Annotated in this window: 13 protein-coding genes; 10 read left to right on the forward strand and 3 right to left on the reverse strand. The window is 71.3% G+C overall.

Annotated features, from left to right (window positions below):
- Positions 1 to 10: 10 nt before the first annotated feature.
- Together D7X30_RS07405 and D7X30_RS07410 are read right to left on the reverse strand one after the other, a co-directional pair.
- Positions 11 to 1,825, reverse strand: coding sequence for an OPT family oligopeptide transporter (locus tag D7X30_RS07405; protein WP_120562139.1), 1,815 nt, complete (start codon positions 1,823 to 1,825; stop codon positions 11 to 13).
- The gene (locus tag D7X30_RS07410; protein WP_199724228.1) at positions 1,822 to 4,086 is read right to left on the reverse strand and encodes a PAS domain S-box protein; all 2,265 of its coding nucleotides are present in this window, start codon (positions 4,084 to 4,086) and stop codon (positions 1,822 to 1,824) included. Before D7X30_RS07410 ends, D7X30_RS07405 begins: the two co-directional genes overlap by 4 nt.
- Positions 4,087 to 4,348: 262 nt before the next feature.
- Here D7X30_RS07410 and D7X30_RS07415 point away from each other — a divergent pair, with 262 nt between their 5' ends.
- The 3 genes from D7X30_RS07415 (at position 4,349) to D7X30_RS07425 (ending at position 8,262) form a co-directional block, all read left to right on the forward strand.
- Positions 4,349 to 5,737 carry a serine/threonine-protein kinase gene (locus tag D7X30_RS07415; protein WP_120562141.1) on the forward strand — a complete coding sequence of 463 codons (1,389 nt, stop codon included), beginning with the start codon at positions 4,349 to 4,351 and terminating at the stop codon, positions 5,735 to 5,737.
- 353 nt (positions 5,738 to 6,090) lie between these two features.
- Positions 6,091 to 6,966 (forward strand): hypothetical protein, encoded by an 876-nt coding sequence (locus tag D7X30_RS07420; RefSeq protein ID WP_120562594.1) that lies wholly within the window; start codon positions 6,091 to 6,093, stop codon positions 6,964 to 6,966.
- 312 nt (positions 6,967 to 7,278) lie between these two features.
- Positions 7,279 to 8,262, forward strand: coding sequence for a sensor histidine kinase (locus D7X30_RS07425; RefSeq protein ID WP_120562142.1), 984 nt, complete (start codon positions 7,279 to 7,281; stop codon positions 8,260 to 8,262).
- On the opposite strand, the gene D7X30_RS07430 is transcribed toward D7X30_RS07425, so the two are convergent.
- On the reverse strand, positions 8,263 to 8,973 hold the full coding sequence (locus D7X30_RS07430; protein WP_120562143.1) for a TetR/AcrR family transcriptional regulator: 711 nt from the start codon (positions 8,971 to 8,973) through the stop codon (positions 8,263 to 8,265). It lies immediately after the preceding gene.
- 144 nt (positions 8,974 to 9,117) lie between these two features.
- Here D7X30_RS07430 and D7X30_RS07435 point away from each other — a divergent pair, with 144 nt between their 5' ends.
- The 7 genes from D7X30_RS07435 to D7X30_RS07465 all read left to right on the forward strand — a co-directional run bounded on the left by D7X30_RS07435 (position 9,118) and on the right by D7X30_RS07465 (position 20,256).
- Positions 9,118 to 9,960 carry a sterol desaturase family protein gene (locus D7X30_RS07435; protein WP_120562144.1) on the forward strand — a complete coding sequence of 281 codons (843 nt, stop codon included), beginning with the start codon at positions 9,118 to 9,120 and terminating at the stop codon, positions 9,958 to 9,960.
- Positions 9,961 to 10,089: 129 nt separating this feature from the next.
- Entirely contained in the window at positions 10,090 to 11,583 is a 1,494-nt protein-coding gene (locus D7X30_RS43565; protein ID WP_120562145.1) for an FAD/NAD(P)-binding protein, read from the forward strand.
- A 131-nt stretch (positions 11,584 to 11,714) separates the two neighbouring features.
- Entirely contained in the window at positions 11,715 to 13,001 is a 1,287-nt protein-coding gene (locus tag D7X30_RS07445; protein ID WP_120562146.1) for a hypothetical protein, read from the forward strand.
- A 163-nt stretch (positions 13,002 to 13,164) separates the two neighbouring features.
- Positions 13,165 to 15,987: a hypothetical protein gene (locus D7X30_RS07450; protein ID WP_120562147.1), complete on the forward strand. Its 2,823-nt coding sequence runs from the start codon at positions 13,165 to 13,167 to the stop codon at positions 15,985 to 15,987.
- A 28-nt stretch (positions 15,988 to 16,015) separates the two neighbouring features.
- Positions 16,016 to 16,462, forward strand: coding sequence for a hypothetical protein (locus tag D7X30_RS07455; RefSeq protein ID WP_147443131.1), 447 nt, complete (start codon positions 16,016 to 16,018; stop codon positions 16,460 to 16,462).
- Positions 16,463 to 16,711: 249 nt separating this feature from the next.
- Complete coding sequence (locus D7X30_RS07460) at positions 16,712 to 18,943, forward strand: hypothetical protein (RefSeq protein ID WP_120562149.1); 2,232 nt, start codon at positions 16,712 to 16,714, stop codon at positions 18,941 to 18,943.
- A gap of 167 nt (positions 18,944 to 19,110) precedes the next feature.
- On the forward strand, positions 19,111 to 20,256 hold the full coding sequence (locus D7X30_RS07465) for a bestrophin family protein (RefSeq protein ID WP_120562150.1): 1,146 nt from the start codon (positions 19,111 to 19,113) through the stop codon (positions 20,254 to 20,256).
- Positions 20,257 to 20,261: the final 5 nt, after the last annotated feature.

Genomic DNA, 20,261 nt, shown 5'->3' on the forward strand with positions numbered 1-20,261 from the left:
ACGTCTGTCGCTACACCGACCGCGAGAGCACCGTCGTCGCCGCGACGAGGAGTCCCATCAGCGATTCCCCCACCAGCGCTCCGGCGCCCAACGAGGAGACGTGCGCGTCCGTCGTCTTCGGCCACCTCCGCGCGAGCATCACCATCCCCGCGCCCAGGCACAGCGTCACCGCGAAGTAGGCGGGAGTGATGAAGCCGATACCCATCGCCACCGGCGACGGCAACCACCGCGAGGCCCGGCTCCTCGCGGCCAGCGTCGACAGCGCCCCCACCGTGAAGCCCACCAGCGCGGCCCAGCCCGCGTAGGGCGGAAGGCCCGCCAGGCCTCGCACGGATACCTCCGCCACCGCCCGGAACTGCGCCGCCGCGGGCACCGGCAACACCGCCGTCCCCAGCCCGTACGTGTCCACCAGCAGCAGATAGGCAGGCACCGCCACCAGCGCGCCCACCGCCACGCCCACCAGCTGCGCGGCGAGCTGCCGGGAGGCCGACGCCCCCAAGAGGTGCCCCGCCTTCAACGACCACAAGCTCACGCCCGTCTGCGCCGCCGCGCCCGCCACCACCGAACCCGCGGCCACGTTGGACGACATCTCTCCGGGCCGCACTCCGCCAAAGATGACCTGCGTGAGGTTCCCCACCTGGCCCACGGGCGACACGTCCGTCTGCCCCGCGCCTCGCGCACACACCGCGCACAGCGGCACCAGCAGCGCGAGCACCAGCAGCATCGACGGGACTCCCAGCCCGAAGAGCAGCCCGCCCAGCACCACCGCCAGCACGCACGCCACCGCCGCCACGCCCAGGCTCCACCGGGGCAGCCCTCCCCGGCTCACGCCCACCGAGCGCAGGTCCTTCACCGCGCCCAGGAAGTCCCTCGCCTGCGCCGCCAGCGACATCACCGCCCCGCCCACCATCAACCCCACGCCGGGCCATATCAGCCACGAGGACAGCGATTCGTACCCCGCGCCCGCCACCAGGCCCGTGTCCAGGAGCCGCGTCGCGAGCACGCCCCACGCCAGCCCCGAGCCCAGCAGCATGCTCAACGCCAGCCGAGGGCCCGTCATCATCCCCACCGCCAGCAGCATGGGGCTCATGCCCACGCCCCACGTCAGCGACTCCAGCGAGACGCCGCCCACGCGGCCCGGCAGCGCCACCATCCCCGGCAGCCAGCCGCGCGCATCGCGCATCCAGGTGAGCGCCATCGCCACCACGCCGGCGCCCACCAGCGTCCGGCCCCTTCCCGTCCGCGTGCCTTGCGCTTCGGACGGAGGGGCCGCGTGCAGCGTGGAGATGAGCTCCGCGGTGGCGATGCCCGTGGGGAACGGCAGGGCCTCCTGCTCCAGCAGGCGCCGCCGCAACAAGCCCGCCACCAGCACGCCCACCACGCCCAGCACCAGCCCCCAGACCGTGATGCCCCAGCCCGGCACACCCGTGCCCAGCAGGGCCAGCGCCGGAATCGCGGCCAGCAGCCCCGCCGACGCGGGCATCGCGCCCACCGCCGCCGCGGCCGTCTGCGTGAGGTTGTTCTCCAGCGGCGTGTAGGGCACGCCCCGCCTGCGCCCATAAGGCGCCAGGGCACTGAACCCCAGCACCGTCGCGGCGATGGAGCCCGAGTCCCACAGGCCCGTCTTCAATCCCATGTAGAGGTTGGTGACGGCCAGCAGCGCGCCGATGAGCAGGCCCATCCCCAGCGACCGGGCCGTCCACTCCCGGCCCTGGGAGACCTCCGCCCCCGCGAACCCCCTCCCCACTGGCGCCACGGGCCCAGGGGCCTCCGGCCCCGCCGCGACCTCCGGAGGAGCGGCGGGGTGCCCGGAGGGAGCGCTCATCGAGACGCCTCCGCCGAGCGGCCAACCAGTTCGCGCAGCTGCGTCAGGTCCAACGGCTTGCTCAGCTTGAGGTTCGGCACGTCCCGCAGGAACGACGTCGTGCGCGGGGTGAAGGCTCCACCCGTCATGAACACCATCCGCCCCGCCTGCTCCGGCGCCGAGCGCCCCAGCTCGAAGTACAGGTCCATGCCCGTCATCCCCGGCATCATCACGTCGCAGAGGATGAGGTCGAAGCGGCCGCCCTCGTTCACCAGCCGCAGCGCCGCCTGCGCGCTGTTCGCCGTGGACACCTCGTGCTCCGAGGCCAGCGAGCGCTGCAGCGCCACCGTCACGTTGGGCTCGTCATCCACCACCAGGATGCGCGCCCGTGCCCCCGCTGGCGCCGTCGCCGACAGCCGCGGGTAGAGGTCCACCTCGTGCGCCGCCGAGCGCAGCACCACGCGGAAGGTGCTGCCCTGGCCCGGCGTGCTCTCCGCGTGGATGGAGCCGCCCATGGACTCCACGATGCCGTGGCAGATGGACAGCCCCAGCCCCGTGCCCACGCCCACCGCCTTGGTGGTGAAGAACGGATCGAAGATGCGCCCCAGCACCTCCGGCGTCATGCCCACGCCGGTGTCGCGCACCTCCACCACCACCTTGCCCGGTTCGCCCGGACGGATGATGGCGCGAATCTCATGCTCGGTGACGGAGGACGGATCCTCCGGAATCGCCTGCGCCGCGTTGAGCAGCAGGTTCAAGAACACCTGGCACAGCCGCGCCTCGCTGGCCTCCACCGCGGGTACGGGTTCAAATTCCGTAACGAGCCGCGCGCGGTGGCGGATGACGTTGTCCGCCATCTTGCACGCCAGCTCCACCGACCGGCGCACGTCCACCGGCATGGGGCGCGACTCCTGCTCGCCGCGCGCGAACACCTTCAGGTCCCGCACGATGGTGGCGATCCGCTCCGCGCCCTCGGTCGTCTCGCGCACCAGCTGCTGGATGGAGGCCACCGGCTCGGACGGCGTGCCCTGCGCCTCCAGCTTGTCCAGCCCCTCGCGGATGAGGTGCAGGTTCACCAGCATGTACGCCAGCGGGTTGTTGATTTCGTGCGCCACGCCCGCGCCCAGTGTGCCCACGCTGGCCAGCCGGTCCGCCACCACCAGGCGCGCCTGGAGCTGCCGGCGCTCGCTCAGGTCGCGGTGCACCATGATGTTCGCGATGATGCGCCCTTCCGCGTCGCGCAGCGGCACCACCACGGACTCGCAGACGCACGCCATGCCGTCCGCGCGCTTGAACTCCAATTCCCCGCTCCAGCGCCCGTGCACCTCCAGCGCGGTGAGGACGGCGCCCGTCAGCCGGTCCGGCTCACCGGGGTGCAGCACGCTGAAGAGCGTCTGGCCCATGGCCTCCTTGCGGCTGCGGCCGAACATGCGCTCCGCGCTGGTGTTCCAGTCGATGACCCCGCCCGCCAGGTCCGTGATGACGACGCCGTCGGAGATGCTCTCGAAGATGAGCGCCTGGCGGTGCAGCTCCTGCTCCGCCTGCTTGCGCGCGGTGATGTCCATCACCGTGCCCGTCACCCGCGCGGGCTGCCCCGACGCGTCCAGCAGCACGTCGCCCTTGCACGAAATCCAGCGGTAACCGCTGCCCGCGGGCTCGATGCGGTACTCCACGTCCACCTGCGAGCGCTGCTGCAGCGCCGTGGCCAGCCCCGCGCGAAGCCTGGGCAGATCCGCCGGGTGCACCACCTCATCCAGGTCCATGGCGCGGCCGGACAGCTTGCCCACGGCCAGGCCCAGGAGCCGGTCCACGTGCTCGCTCCAGGTCACCTGCCCCGTCTTCGCGTTCCAGTCCCAGATGCCCACGCGCGCGGCGGACAGCGCCTGCCTGAGCTGCTCCTCGCGCTGCTCCAGCACCTCGCGCCGGGAGAAGCGGAACACCGTGACCGTGCCCACCTGGAGCCGGTCGCCCTCCTGCAGCTCCGCGGTGGACACCGGCAGGCCGTTGAGGAACGTGCCGTTGGTGGACTCCAGGTCCGTGACGAGGCACGAACCGTCCGACTTGCGCAGGATGCGCGCGTGCTTGCGCGACACCCCGTGGTCGTCGATGCGCACCTCCGCTTCCGACCCACGCCCGATGACGTGCTCACCCGGCTCCAACCGGTACGCCTTGCCAATGGCCGCCGGCGTCGTGGTGCTGATGAGGATGAGGCACGCCCCGGTCGAGGATGGGGCCGTCACCGACTGGCCCGCGCAGGTCGTGAGCTCGTCCACCAACGTCATCATGTATGCCAGCCCCCGGACGTCCCCCTGCGCTCGGGCCGGCTGTGTCCTCGCCGCCTGTCGTGCATGACGCCGCGCTCCGTATGGGCCCGAAGTCCTGGCCCGGACCGCAACCATACCCCAACGGCTTCCAATGAACGTCCCCACCCCCTTCCGGACAGGGACCCTGACTCCTGGTGAACGGCCAGGCAGGCAAGCGGGGCAGCCAACCCGGCACGGGCACTCGCGACCCACCCCGTGGATGGTAGGGTGCGGGGCATTCATGGCGGTGGATTCCGAGAGCACCTTCCGCATCCAGGCACGCGCGAACGCGAACGCCACGGACAAGGGGCACGACACACCTCCCCGTCCCGAGCGCGGGCCGGGCACCCTGGCAGGTGAGTACGTCCTCAAGTCCATGCTGGCGGCCGGCGGCCACGGCAGCGTCTACGAGGCGGAGCACCGCATCCTGGGGCGGCACGCGGCGGTGAAGGTGCTGCACTCGCACCTGGCGGACCAGGGCGAGATGCTCCAGCGCTTCGTGCGCGAGGCGCGCGTCGTCAATCAGATCCACCACCCGAACATCGTGGACGTCTACGACTTCGGGCTGATGCCGGACGGCAGCCCCTACTACGTGATGGAGCTGCTCTCCGGGCGCACGTTGAGCCAGGTGGTGCAGGAGCGTGGGCGGCTGTCCGCGTCGCGCGCGCTGGCGTACCTGGAGCCCATCTGCGGCGCGCTGGAGGCGGCGCACCGCGCGGGCGTCGTGCACCGGGACCTGAAGTCCAGCAACATCCTCGTGGTGGAGGAGGGGGAGAAGCCCCGGCTGAAGCTGCTGGACTTCGGCATCGCGAAGCTCATCCAGCAGGAGCCCGGCCAGGAGGGGCTCACCACCGCGGGCCAGCGCCTGGGCACCGCGCACGCGATGGCGCCCGAGCAGTTTCGCGGCGGCAGCATCGGGCCGCCCACGGACGTGTACGCGCTGGGCGTGCTCCTGTACCAGCTGCTCATCGGCCGCTACCCCTTCCAGTCCGATGATCGCCTGGAGCTGGAGCGCATGCACTTGGAGGCCCCGCCTCCGCGCCCCAGCGTGAAGGCCCCGGTGTCCCCCGCCGTGGACGCGGTGGTGCTCCGGTGCCTGGACAAGGACGCCACCCGCCGCTACCCCAGCGTGAACGCCTTCCTCACCGCGCTGCGCGAAGCCACGGAAGAGCCCAACCAGGTGGAGAGCCAGACGCGGCTCGTGCTGGCCGTGAACGCGGAGGTGGTGCTCCCCGCCACGGACATGGACGACGACACCACCTACGCCGCGCTCGCCAACGTCATGGACACGCTGGAGCAGGGCCTGCGCGCGGAGAGCTTCACCCTGGCGCTCCAGACGGGCACCGCGCTTTTGGGCGTGCGGCCCCTGGCCGCCGGCACCACGCCCGCCCAGGCCCTCCAGCCCCTGAGAGAACTGCAAGCCGAGGCGCAGCGTCTGGCCGAAGCCGTCCACGCCCGCGTCCACCTCTGCCTCCACCATGGTGAAGCAGAGACACGCGGCGACTCCGGCGAGGCAGAGGTGGTAGGCGGCCCGGTCACGCATGTGGCAACCTGGAACGTAAGGGACCCCGGTGGCTTCGCCATCACGCGTCCCGCGTCACGGTTCCTTGAAGGTCCTCCTCAGCAGTAGGCCGTTCCCGCCGTCCCCGCACTCCTCCTCCCCCGCCGTATCCCACTTGTGTCCTGTGGTTCCATGCCCTTCACCGGCACACGTCTGGCCCCGTGAGAATTGGACCCACACCATAATTTTTTGACGAAGACGTATTTCTTTTGGATCCTGAATCCGTCACGATTCCCCTGTCTGACAGTTTCAGCACCTTTCTAGCTGAAAGCCTGGACTGCCTGACATTCTGGAAGTCGGACCTCCGACTACCCTCGAGCGGGAGCCCCCAAATGCGCCTCACCCCTGCTTTTCGGCCTGGAAGTGGATGCAGCGAGTGGTGGAACCGAGTTGCCTCACGCCAACCCCTCAAGGCGGTGTTGATGACGGGGGCGCTGTTCGCCCTCGTGGGTTGCGGTGGCGCGATGCCGGAGGACGCCGTGCTGGGAGCCGATCCCGTGTCGGTGGATCAGGCGCAGCAGGTGGACAACGGGCTGACCGTCAACGGCTTGACGGTCAACGGGCTCACCGTCAACGGGCTCACCGTCAACGGGCTCACCGTCAACGGGCTCACCACGGAGAGCTTCAACGAGTGGTTCAGCCAGAACGCGGACACGGCGCCGATGCTGATGGCGTACATCGTGAAGTGCGCGGTGCCCGAGGGGCAGACGCGCACCTTCCAGTCCACGTCCACCGGGGCGAAGTACACGTGGCCGGGCAGCCTGGGCCTGGCGCCGGGCTGGGCGACGGGCAAGGCCGCGACGGTGACGGAGCAGCAGGCGGTGAGCGCGTGCCTGGCGGCGCACGCGAACAAGTACGGCCTGCACATCGCACTGTCCGTGCTGGGCCGCACGGCGGAGGGCGCGGCGATTCCCTACTCCGCCGAGGAGCTGTCGCAGTTCAACGCGAAGGAGGCGTGCTTCTTCGGCAACCTCTTCACCAACGAGGGCCTGTTCGCCGCGCGCGACCGTGACTTCAGCGCGGCGGAGAGCTCCACGCGCGCGTGCGGCCTGTCGCTGAAGGCGGACTCCTGCGCGCCCATCACCAACATCGGCAGCTGCTCGCAGTTCTGCACCAAGGCGGACCCGAGCCAGCCCTACTACACGCACTGCACGTACAACGGGAAGACGTACCCGGCCATCACCACGCGCGTGAAGCCCACGGAGCTGTTCCGCTGCGGAGACGGCGTGTGCCAGTTCACCGAGCACGCGGGCTCCGGCACCACGGCGGACAGCTGCCGCGCGGACTGCGGCGCCTGAAGCGACCGCACCTGATGAACCAGTGGTGAAGCGCGCTGGCATGGACGACCTCGGCCCCACCCCGGCCGCGTGTCCAGATGCCTCCGGGCGTGCGGTGAGCTCCTCCCGCGCGCCCGAATCCCCAGTGGAAAATGACAGTCGGGACGTGAAACCCAAGCGGTGTCCGCTCGACAGCATCACGTACTCGCGCACACCTTGCCGGGCACGGGGCGGCGGTGTTGGATGGTCTTCCACAGGCCGTTCCCGAAAGCAGGGACCCCCGCCACGAGGAGCGGTGACGGCCGCGGATGGATGTGGGTGGAGCGGGCCGCGATGACGTTACGAGGGAAGGTCGGGCGGTTGGCGGCGATGACGCGGCGGCGGGGCACGCTCCGCCAGGCCTTCGAGCGCCTGGGCCCCGGCTCCAAGACCCGGTGCGCCGTGGAGACGCCCTGCTCGGACAACCGGCTCCTGGAGGAGACGGTGCGCGAGCGCACCGCGGCGCTGGAGGCCGCCAACGCGAAGCTGTCCAGCAGCCTGGAGCAGCTGCACGCGACGCAGGCCCAGTTGCTCTTCGCGGACCGGCTCATCGCGCTGGGGCGCATCGCGGCGGGCGTGGGCCATGAAATCAACAACCCGCTGGCCTTCATCCTGAGCAACCTGGAGTACATCCACCAGGAGCTGCAGCAGAAGGAGCGCCTGTCGGAGCAGGACCGGCAGGAGATATTGGAGGCGCTGGCGGAGACGCGCGACGGCGCGGAGCGCATCCGGCTCATCGTGCGCGACCTGCAGACGCTGTCGCGCGCGGAGGACGTGGGCAGCGGGCCCGCGGAGCTGGCCGCGGTGGTGCGCACGGCGGCGAAGATGGCCATGCACGAATTGCGGCACCGCGCGCGGCTGGTGGTGGAGTGCGACGGCGTGCCGCCGGTGCAGGGCAACGGCTCGCGGTTGGGGCAGGTGTTCTTGAACCTGCTGCTCAACGCGGCGCAGTCCATCTCCCCGGGGAACGCGGAGGGCAACGAGGTGCGCGTGGTGGCGCGGCCCGGAGAGCCCGGCCTCGTGCTGGTGGAGGTGCGCGACACCGGCTGCGGCATCGAGCCCGAGCACCGCGAGCGCATCTTCGACCCCTTCTTCACCACCAAGCCGCTGGGCGTGGGCACGGGGCTGGGGCTCGCGGTGTGCCATGGCATCGTCACCTCGCTGGGCGGCACGCTGACGATGGAGAGCGCGCCCGGCCGGGGCAGTGTCTTCCGCGTGACCTTGCCGGTGGCGGGCGCCTTCGTGCAGGCGCAGCGCTCGCAGGCCGACTGGACCTGATCAGCCTCCGCCGGGCGGCTTCATCCCGAGCGACCGCTGGAGCATCCCGCCGAGCACCTCGCGGAACCGCGCGTCCGACGCGGCGTCCGCCGGACGGCCCATCACGGGCAGCAGCGCCTCCCGCGCGAGCAGGAACCACTGCGACGCGCACAGCGCCACGAGCAGCGTCATGTCCACCGTGTCGCGCGAGGGAGGCGGCGTGCCCTGCGCCTCCGCCACGCGGCCGGACTGGAACTCCAGCGCGTCCGCCAACAGCCGCAGGCCCTGCGCGCGCACGAGCGGCATGTGCTCAGCGCGGCCGGTGAGCAGCGCCCACGCCATCAGCCGGCTGTGCTGCCCCTGCTGGACCACGGTGAAGAAGCGCTCCAGCAGCACTCCGGCGTCGGGCGGCGCGTCCATCGCGAGCAGGTGCTCCCGGAAGGACGCGGCCAGCAGCTCGTTGCGGCGCAGGAGCACCTCGCGCACCAGGGCCTCGTAGGTGCCGAAGTAGTGCGTGACAAGCGCGTGGCTCACCCCCGCCGCCTTCGCCACCGCCTGAAGCCCCACCCGGTCCGGCCCCTGCTCCACGAGCAGCGGCTCGGCGGCCTGGAGGATGGCCTCGCGCGCCTCCTCCGGGGTGCGCCGCTTCCGGGACGCGACGGGCTTCGCGGGACGACGGGGAGTGGAGGTGCGCCGGGCCGGGGCCCGACCCTGGGGACGCCTGGGTGCCATCGCGGCGCATCCTAGCCACCGGGCCCCTTCGTTCAACGCGCCCGCGCTATTGTCAGATTTGACAATAAACCCGGACGGGCAGTAATCCATGGGGTGTCCGGGCATGCTTGGCCCGGGGGTGTGCTGGCCTTCGCGAGGTCCGTGATGCTGATGCTGCTGCCCGACAGTCCGTCGCCGACGAGGGTGTTCCTGCTCGTCCTGCTCATCTCCGGGACGCTCAAGCTGCTGACGGTGGCGGGCGGCTGGGGGGTATGGCGCACGCGGCTGGCGGAGCGCTTCCGGGTGTACCGGCGGGAGCTGTCGAAGGGGCAGCTGCGCAGCGAGGCGCTGGCGGCGGTGGGCGTGGTGCTGACGGACGCGGTGCTCATCGGCGCCTTCCGCTCCTTCACCGGGCCGCTGATGGCGCCGTTCAGCCTGTCCACGGCGCTGTGGTCGTACGCGTGGATGTTCGTGGGCTTCGAGGTGTGGTTCTACGTGACGCACCGGCTGCTGCACCTGCCGCGCTTCTACCGCTTCCATGCGCAGCACCACGTGGCGCAGGTGACGGAGCCGCTCACCGCGCTGTCGTTCTCCGTGGTGGAGCGGGTGGTGCTGATGAGCGGCGGGCTCAGCCTGCACTTCGCGGCCATGCACCTGTTCCCCGGCTCGCAGGTGGGCGTCCTGGCGTACATGCTGACCAACTACGTCCTCAACGCGTTCGGGCATGGCAACACGGAGTGGCTGCCGAAGCGCTTCGTGACGTCCTGGGTGGGCCGCGTCTTCTTCACCCCCACGTTTCACGCGTTGCACCATGCGCGCTACCAGGGGCACTACGGCCTGTACACCGTGGTGCTGGACCGGTGGCTGGGCACCGCGTTCGCCGACTATCCGCGGGTGCATGCGCGCGCCCGCGATGGCGAGGGACTGACCCGTATCGGGGAGCGGCTGGCGGTCGCGCCCCCTGCCCCTTCCCTCCCCGCGGAGCCCGAGGCACGCCAGGCGGTTTGAGGTCCGCCGGGCCCCGCTGTCCCACGGTGGGTCCCGGAGGGTCAGGGGCCGTGGGCCGACGGACAGTCCGAGCGGATGATGACGCTCGGGAGGGATGGCATCCGGGGGGGGCGGCCCTAGAATCGCGCGGTGAACTCCCGGCAGGACGTGATCATCATCGGCGCGGGCGCCAGCGGAACGCTGCTGGCGGCCTGTCTCTTGCGGGGCGCCCGTTCGCCCCTGCGTGTGGCCCTCGTGGAGCGGGGGGAGCGCCTGGGGCGGGGCGTCGCGTACTCCACCACCAGCGCGCGTCACCTGCTCAATGTGCCGGCCGGCCGCATGAGCGCCTGGGTCGACGACCCGGAGCACTTCCTGCGCTGGCTGCGCCTGGAGGCGCCGGACACACCGCCGTCCACGTTCGCCGAGCGCCGCCGCTACGGCCAGTACCTGGAGTTCGTGCTGAAGGAAACCGCCGCGAAGGCCGCGCCGGGCGTGCAGTTGGAGACGCCGCGCGACGAGGTGACCGCGGTGGTGGACACCGCGGACGGCGTGAAGGTGTCGCTCGCGAGCGGCCAGAGCCTGGAGGCGAAGTGCGCCGTGCTGGCGCTGGGCAACGCGATGCCCGCGGACCTGCGCGTGCCGGACGGCGGGCTGTACGCGAGCGCGCGCTACCACCGCTCGCCGTGGGTGCCCGGGGCGCTGGAGGGCATCGGCGCCGGTGAGTCGGTGCTGCTCATCGGCACGGCGCTCACCATGGTGGACACGGTGCTGTCGCTGGGCGAGCGCGGTCATCAGGGCCCGGTGCACGCGCTGTCGCGCCACGGACTGCTGCCATACCCGCACCGCGCGCACGGCGCGAAGACGCCCGCGGCGGCGGAGCCCCTGCGCATCCGCGAGCTGTTGCGCTCGGTGCGCCGGGAGATGGACCGCTGTCGCGACGCGGAGACCGCCACGCAGGCCGCGTCCCCTTCCGCGGAGAGCGTGGTGCCGTTCAGCACGCTGCGCATCCGCGACGTGCTGCGCACGATGCGCCAGGAGGTCGACGCGCAGGCGGCGGCGGGCGCGGACTGGCGCGCGGCGGTGGACGCGCTGCGGCCGGTGACGACGCCGTTGTGGCAGCGGCTGTCGGAGCCGGAGCGGCGGCGGTTCCTGCGCCACCTGCGGGCGTACTGGGAGGTGCACCGCCACCGCATGGCGCCGGAGATCCACGACGTGATGGACGCGTGGCGGCGCGACGGACGGCTGGTGTTCCACGCGGCCCGCGTGCTCCGCTTCGAGCTGGAGCCGGACGCGGTGGCGGTCCACCTGCGCCCCCGGGGTGAGCGCGAGCCCCAGGTGCTGCGCGTGCAGCACGTCATCAACTGCACCGGGCCTGAGTCGAACCCGGCCTCGCGCAGCCAGCCCGTCCTGCGCGGCCTGCTGGAGGCGGGACAGGCCCGCGCGGACTCGCTGGGCATGGGGTTGGCGACGGCGCCCGACGGCGAGGTGCTGGACGCACGCGGACAGCCCTCCGCCCACCTCTTCACACTGGGCCCGACGCGGCGCGGGGACTTGTGGGAAACCACAGCCGTGCCGGAAATCCGCTCGCAGGCCCGCGACCTGGCGGACATCCTGCTGCGCCGCCTGGGCGTGCCTGCCCGGTAGAGGACCTGACAGGCGCCATGACCTGAAGGTGGGCCTCCTGCTCGCCAGCCAACGGCGCACTCCGTGGGAGGCTGTTGGGGTTCCGGCGTTTCGTGCGACATTCCAGGTCCCCCTCCTGGAGTCCCGTCCCGATGGCACTGAAGCGCCCCCTCCCCGCCCTCGTGGGAGGCGTGTCCCTGTCCGTCCTCGTGAGCCTCGGGGCGCTGGCGCACCAGCACCTGCGCACCGACGCGCTGGAGGAGCGGCTCCTGCGTGAGGTGAACACGCTGACGCACGCGGAGCACCCGCGTCCGGCGCACATCACCGCCACGCGGCCCGGCACCTTCGAGGACGCGATGGTTCCGCTCCTGCCCGCGCTGCTCCAGCAGGCCCGCGCAACGCCGGCTCCCACCCAGGCGGAGGCCGCGACCCTGGAGGCCGTGACGGAGGGACGCGCTCCGGTGACGGACCTTCCCGCCTCCCGCCGTGAAGCCCTGGAGCAGGGCCTGCCTCTGATGCGGAAGGTGCTCGCCGCCACCCACGCGGAGTCCGGTGGCCTTCCGGAGGACCTGCGTCCCCTGTCCGGTCCGGAGGTGTCGCGGCGGGACGCGCTGATCCACGCGCTTCGCCGCGTGATGGAGGACGCTGCGCTGGAGACGCGGCGGCTCGTCTCGCGGGGTGAGGCGGATCCAGCGGTGGACACGTGCTTGGACACGCTCGCGCTCAGCCGGGAGCTGGCCCTGGGCGGTGGGCTCGTGGGACAGCGGCTGTCCGCGGCCGGCTATGCACGCACGTGGCGGGCCTGCGCGGACGCCATCGACGCGGCCTCCCTGGCCCGCAAGCGCCAGGCCATCTCACAGCTCACCCGGCTGCACGAGGGCTTCCCGCCGGTGTCCCTGACGCTGCACGAGGAGTCCGTCGCCGCGCAGCTCCACGCCTTCCGCGACCTGCTCTCCGAAGACACCCGCGCCGCGCTGCCGCCCACGTGGTTCGACGCGCCCGAGCAGCCCGGAGCCCTGTCGCGCAAGCTCCAGTGGCGCCAGTGGGTGGAGGACGCGGACCGCCTCCTCGCCGTGGCGGATCAACCGGCCGAGGAGCGCCGCCGCTCGCTGGCGGCCCTGGAGGCCCGGAAGGCCGGGCAGTACTTCCGCCAGGCGGAGGCTCCGTTGGTGCGCCTGTCGCCCGAGGACATGGAGGCGATGGAGCTGCGCGCGCTGCGCTCCGAGGCCCTCATCGCCCTGGCGGAGGTCGACGTGGCCCGCGCGGAGAAGGGCCAGTGGCCGCGCGCGCTCCCCACGCGCACGACGTCGCTGGTGCTGAAGCCCGTGGATGAAACCCGGGCCGACATCCGCTCGTGCATCCAGGGGCTGATGCCCGACCCGCTGGTCGTGAAGGCGGACGGTGCGCCCGCGCTCCAGCAGGTCCACGACGTGCCCTGAGCCGGTGACGCTGTAGCCGCGGCCGTCACGGCTTGTGACGCCGGAGGCCACAGCCGCATCCACCGTCCTCCGAGGGGAACCGTGTACTCGCATGGCACCGCGAGTGCACGGCTTGCGCGCCGCTCCAGTCGCATGGAGCCGTTCCCTCCCCCTCCGAGGTTCCATGAAACGCTTCGCATGGCCCTTCGTGCTGCTCACCGCGTTCTCCAACGCGGCCCTGGGCAGCACGGAGCCCCCTTCCCTCTCCCAGGCCAAGCTGGCCTTCTTCCCCGTGGACGACCGCGGGCAGGCCCTCAGCGCGCTGCCGGCGGGTGACTCGCTCACCGTCGGCGCGCAGGGCCTCACCCCCGACACGGTCTACGAGCTGCGCTTCGCGCTGGACGCCGAGCGCATCCCGTCGCTGAAGGAGGCCGTCGGCTTCGCGCGCGCGACGACCGACGCCCAGGGCACGCTGGCGCCGTTCATCCTCTGGTTCCAGTCCGGCGTCGTGGGCTGTCCGGAGCGCGCCGCGCCTCCCGCCTCGCCCTACCGCTTCCCCAGCTTCGAGCGTGCCCAGGCGGCGCTCGGTGGCCGCACGCTGCTCGTCACCGCGCAGCCCGTGGCCACGGACCGCACCGGCAAGGTGCCGCCCATGCAGCTCACCGTGGGTGACCCCGTCGCTTCGTTCCAGCTCCCCATCCGCGCGGAGGCTCCGGCGCGCGTGTATCCCTCCACGTCCTCGGGCTGCCTGCTCAACGCGCACGAGACGGGACGCGGGGACCTGTACGTGACGGGCTCCGGCTTCCAGGCTGGTGAGCCCGTGGAGGTCTCCGTCGTCCCCAACCAGCGCGTGTGGCGCGTGGGGGACGCCTTCGCGGACGTGACGGGGGATGCCTTCACCGCCGCGCCCAAGCAGGTCACCGCCGATGCGTCCGGCCGCTTCACCGTGCCCGCGTGGAGCGAGCACCTCCAGCGCCGGGGGGCCTATGACGTCATCGTGCGCCGGCCCGTGTTCCAGCCGCCCGTGGGGCACCTGGGCGCCAACGACGTCGTGTCCTACGGCATCGACACGGGGCTGGTGCTCTACCTCACGTATCCGGTGGGCGGCCCCACCATGGACATCGCGGGACGGCCGCAAAACACCTTCCCCTACTTCGAGTTCTCCGACGCCTTCGCCGACACCGGCGACCCCGTGTGGGGCGCCGTCGATCCCACCTACGTGCCCGCCGCGCATCCGGGCGGCACCTGGGCGGCCTACTACGTGGTGGGCCACCGCACCGTGTCCACCTGGGCCATGAACACCGCGCTCACGGACGTGTCGGGCGGCATCGAAATCCAGCAGGTGAAAGCGGGGTGCGTGAACGGCACCGACGTCGTCATCTGGCACCCGCCGCTCGTGCAGGGGCAGTACGACGTCGTCGTGGACTTCGGCGCCACCGTGGCCAACACGCCCGCCGACTTCGCCACCGACGGCCACTACCACGAGGCGCGCGACTTCCTGGACGGCGCCAACCAGATGGGCTTCCAGGTGGGGAAGGATCCGTACGCGCTGGGCACGTACGCCGTGGGCCAGGACAGCTACTCCATCGACGACTTCTTCCCCAGCATCGGCGGGGCGCTCAACGTCGACCTGCGCGCGGTGGTGCGCTACCCGGCGGTGGCCAACGGCACGGGCACGGCCGCCGCGGCGGGCACGTTCCCCCTCTTTGTCATCCAGCACGGCAACCACCGCATCTGCACCACGTACAGCCAGGACCCGGCGCTGTGCACCAGCCGCGTGCCCAACCATCAGGGCTACAACCGGCTGCTCGACACGCTCGCGAGCAACGGCATCATCGCCGTCTCCATCGACGCGTATGACCTGAGCGGCAACGCGCCCCAGTGGATCAGCGAGCGCGGCCAGCTCATCCTCAAGCACCTGGAGCTGTGGTCACACCTCAACAACGCCGCGACCTACTCCAGCTATCCGAACCTCTTCGCGGGGCGCTTCACCGGCAAGGTGAACATGACGAGGATTTCGGTGTCGGGACACTCGCGCGGCGGCGAGGCGTCCGTGTCCGCGTATATGCAGAACACCGCCTTCAACATCGTCGCGGTGTCCTCCATCGCGCCCATGGACGGCCAGGGCTACGTGCTGCCGGCGAGCGTGCCGTACTTCGTCATCCTGCCCGCGGCGGACGGCGACATCACCACGCTGGAGGGCGCGAAGCTCTACGACCGCGCGCTGGGCACGAAGAGCTCCATCTACGTGTACGGCGCGAACCACAACTTCTTCAACACCGTGTGGGCCGCGGAGCCGGAGCCGTACGGGGATGACTCCACCTACAATCGCCAGGACTACATCCCCGCGGTGGATCAGCAGCGCATCGGCGAGGCCTGGCTGTCCGCCTTCACGCGCCTGCACCTGAGGAACGAGACCGTCTACGCGGACATGCTGCGCGGGACGCTCGAGTTCCCGTCCACGGCGGGCTTCAAGATCTACACGACCCACCACGAGAAGGTGCACACGCGGCTCAACAGCGGCGCGGCCAGCGCCTTCACACCCGGCGGCGCCATCACCCTGTCCACCGTGGTGAATCCCTCACCGCACCAGACGGATGTCGTGCGCGCGAACTGGACGGCCGGCACCGCCACCGCGACCTTCACCGTGCCCGTGGGGCAGCGAGACGCCTCCGCCTACGAGGTGCTGTCCTTCCGCGTGGCCCAGCGGGTGTCCCCGTTGAATCCGGCCACCGGTTCGCAGGACTTCCGCGTGGAGCTGGTGGGCGGCGGCAACACCAAGGCCACCTCCACCGTCCTCTTCGACGACATCCCCAAGCCGTACACGCACCCGTACGTCAACTGGGGCTTCCAGCACATGGTGCTCACCACCGTGCGCATCCCCCTGCACACCTTCATCATGAACGGCAACGGGGTGACGCTGAACAACATCGACACCGTGCGCCTGCGCTTCAACAGCCCTTCCACTGGAGACATCCATGTCGACGACGTCGAATTCTCCCGTTAGCCGTCGCCTCCTCGTGGCCGTGGCGTGCATGTCCCTGGCCGCCTGCGCGGAGGAGCCCGCGAGTCCGCCCACGACTCCGCCTCCCGCCGTGCAGCCGGCCCCGCTGCGCGCCGACCCTCCGGCGCCCCGTCCAGTAGAGGTGCTGCGGGTGTCCGCCCGCCGGATACGCGGGGACGCGGAGCTGACCCGTCTGGCCGGGCCGGCGCTGCTCGCCCAGGCGAAGGAGCCCGTCGCCATCGAGGTCCAGACCGAGCAGCCCCTGGGCCACCTGGCCCGCGCGTCATCGCCCGAGATCTTCATCAACGGCCGGCGCGTGGGAGACACCCGCGCGGTGCCGCCAGACCGGCTCTACGTCTTCCTGCCGGACGGCTCCGGCCTGGAGGACGTCAATGCCGTGACGGTGGCATGGCTGGGCAACGAACCGCTGACGCGCTCCACGCGCCCGGCGACGCTGACCCGCCAGATGATCCCCTGAGCCTCCCGCCGGACGCGGTCTTCCAAAACCTGTCCGACTGTCGGACAGGTTTCCGCGCCTCGGCTGGCGCGGGCGACGCCCTGGACCCGGTCCTCCAAAACCTGTCCGACTGTCGGACAGGTTTCCGCGCCTCGGCTGGCGCGGGCGACGCCCTGGTGGGTCGCTCGCGCATGCTTCACGTCCGGCCTCCCACGTCGGACCGGCGATGTAGGATGCGGCCTATCCGTGGACGTCGGGGAGGGAGCCGTCATGTCGTGGAAGCTGGTGCTGCTGGACGAAGTGTCGAAGGTGCTGCCGGATGCGCCGCTCAAGGGTTCGGACATCCGCGTGGAATTGCCGACCGCCAGCTATGCGCTGCCCGCGGGAGAGAAGCTGGGCTCCCTGACGTTCGCGTTCGACGTGTCCGCTCGCGGCTTCGTGGAAGGCTATGACGCCCCGGCGGACGTGGACGCGGCGGGCGTGGTCGGTGAGGCCCCCGGCGACGCGACGACGCAGCTGGCGCCGGCGCTCGTCCATGGCGGCGACCAGGCGTGGCTCAAGTACGGCGTGGAGGCGCGCGTGAAGGCGGACGTCGGCTTCCCGCTGCCCTACGTGGCGCTCGCGGCCAACGGCGACGTGCGCGTGCTGCTGGCGGACTACCACCGGCACACGCAGGACACGAACGCGCGCGCCGCGCTGAAGAAGGACGCGCCGGAGCTGCGGCTGCCGCTGCTCACGTCGTCGCTGGACAAGCTGGGAGTGGGTGACGCCATCGCCTTCCAGGCGCGCGGCGAGCTGTCCGTCACCGCGACGCTGGACTGGACGGACGTCTACACGTCCAACCTCCAGACGCTGACGAAGCTCTTGTCCGCCAGCACCATGGTCGCCTTCGAGGCCAAGGCGGGCGCCACCGTGTCCGCCAGGGTGAAGGTGGTGGACGACTACGCCGTCGTCTTCTCCCGCCCCGCGGCCGGTCAGGTGCGCGTGCAGGTGAAGAAGGTGGTGGCGCGCGAGGCGGGCGTGACGGCCAGCCTGCACGTGGAGGCGAGCCTCACCGACCCGGCCGCCGTCGTCTCCCAGGTGGAGCACGTGCTCGAAGGGCTCCTGTCGGTGCCGCTGTCCGAGTTCGACTCCCTGATGACGAAGCTGGAAGCGCACAAACTGTCGGAGAACGAGACGAAGGTCCTGCGCATCATCCTGGACCGGCTGGGCTTCGGGGAGTTGGAGGCCAACACCACGGCGCTGCGCACGCAGTGGGAGAAGCTCCGCACGGACGTGCGCACGCGCGTCCAGGCCCTGGCCGAGTCCAAGTTCGAGGCGGGCTTCCGCTACGAATACCTGCGCCTGCGCGAGCAGACCACGCTCCTGTCCACCGTGTGCACCGACGCCCAGGCCCGCACGCTGCACCCGCTGCTGGTGTCCGGGCGCATGGACAGCGCGATGCAGCGCATGCAGGCCGCGGGCATGGCGCTGGAGCAGTGCCTGCTGAAGGAGGTCAACAAGGAGTCCAAGGCCTGGGGCTTCTCCCTGAAGCTGGGCAAGTGGGCGCTGGGCGGCAGCGACACACGCGAGCTCAACCAGGTGGTGCAGCGCAACAGCCTGGAGAAGGAGTCGCCCCAGCGCGTCTCGTTCCTGGGCGTGCGCAGCTACAAGGGCACGCTGCTCACGCCGTACATGCACTGGACCGCGGACTTCAAGGCGGACATGGCGGAGTTCCGCAAGTCGCCCACCGTGGCGGACTTCGACCTGGGCCTGTACCTGCTCCTGGCCCATGACGCCCGCAAGCTGTCGGACCACGACCTGCGCCAGGCCGTGGACGAAGCCATCGTCTGGGGCGCGCTGGATGACGCCGAGGAGGAGGAGGTCCTCAAGCGCATCCGCGACGCGTCCGGCGGCAAGGAGATTGAGACGCGGGTGGAGCTGAAGCTGGACAACCGGACGCTGCGCGACGTCATCACCCACGCAGCGGACCCGGACGCCCACGCCGCCTTCGCTCGCGCGTTGGCCCGCGCCCTGCCTTGGTACGGCGTGCCGTGCCGCGACCGGCCCGCCGTGCGCGAGTCCGTCTACGCGCCCCTATGGAGGGCGTACCTGGAGCAGAACTGGTCCGCCGCCGACGCCGCGAAGACGGCCGCCGCGCACCTGAAGAACCATCCGCTCGTCGGGCACTTCGCGTACACCGAAGGGCAGCTGGGCAACGGCATGCTGACGCTCGCGGAGGTCATCCAGAAGAACCCCGGCACCGTGTCCAAGTGGCGCGACCTGCGCGCGGGCCTGCTGGACCTGCGCAACAACGAGCAGCGCTCGCCGTCCGTCTTCAAGGGCGCGTTCAAGGCGCTATCCGAGTCGTGGGCGCAGTCCTTCCACCTGAAGACCACGGGCGCGTTCTTCCTGGAGCTGGCGTCGCGCGGCGGCAACGGCCTGGCCACCGTGGAGCGCACCTTCACCGTGACGGTGCCGGGGACGGGCGCGAGCATCGTCTTCTCCAAGTCGCGGGCCTGACGGGCGCACGCGTCCTTTCGTCCGCTTCCGCACGCTCCCCGGGCGTGCGGAGGGGACTCGCGGCCGGACGGAGGGCGCGAAGGTGACGCGGCGCATTGCCGCTCCTCGGGGGCATCACTACATCCAACTCCTCACGCAGCACATGGGATGCAGAGGAGCCCCGCGAGATGATCGTCGGTCGGATGCTGTCCTGGCGGATCATCCTCCGCTACACGGGGCGCCCCGTCGTCGTCCATATCGCCCTCGCGCTGGCCATCTCGCTGGGCTACGAGGCGCTGAACGCCAAGTGGCTGTCGGTGCCGGCGCTGCCGGTAACGCTGCTGGCCGCGGCGCTGGGTGTGCTGCTCGGCTTCCGCAACAACTCCGCCTACGAGCGCTGGTGGGAGGCGCGCACCATCTGGGGCGGGCTGGTGAACGCGTCGCGGACGCTCGCCCGGCAGGTGCTGACCTTCCTGCCCGCGCCCCGCGCCCAGCGCAGCGACGGCACCCCGGAGACGCCCTCCGCCGCATCCCGCCTGGTCCAGGTGGCCGTACAGCCGGAGGGGCCCGCGCTGGCGCCCGCCTGGTCCAAGGTGGGTGACGGCGCGGTGCGCGACCAGTTCGGTCAGGCGCGCGACCTGCGCGGCCCGAGCGCGCCCCGCGCGAACCTGGCCACGTTCCTCCACCCGGGCGTGGAGACACCCCGGGGCATCACCAGCATGTTCGAGGGCATCACCGAGGACGCGCGCGAGCTCGTCTACGCGCAGATAGGTTTCGTGAACGCGCTGCGCTGCCACCTGCGGCGGCAGGACCCCTTCCCGGAAATCACCCCGTTCTTCCGCCCGTCCGTGCTGGAGGCGCTGCGCGTGGAGCAGAACGTGCCCGCCGCCATCCTCTTGTGGATGGGCACGCGCATGCGCCGCATCTACAGCGACATCGAGCACCCGGAGAAGGTCTACATGCGCGTGTCGATGGATGAGACGCTCACGGAGCTCACCAACTACCTGGGCGCGTGCGAGCGCATCAAGAACACGCCCCTGCCCCGCCAGTACGACATCCTCCCGCACGCCATGGTGCGCGCCTACCTCGCCATGCTGCCCCTGGGCGTCGTCGCGGACCTGGGCGTGCTCACGCCACTGGTCACGGCCATCATCGCGTTCCTCTTCATCGCCCTGGACGCGGTGGGCCGCGACGTGGAGAACCCCTTCGAGGACGCCGTCAGCGACACGCCCATGACGGCGCTGTGCCGCACCATCGAGATCAACCTGCGGCAGATGCTGGGTGAATCCGAGCTGCCTCCGCCGCTCCAGCCGAAGGACGGCCTGCTGTACTGAGTGAG

It is taken from the genome of Corallococcus sp. AB011P, assembly GCF_003611605.1.
In the GTDB taxonomy this organism is placed as follows: domain Bacteria; phylum Myxococcota; class Myxococcia; order Myxococcales; family Myxococcaceae; genus Corallococcus; species Corallococcus coralloides.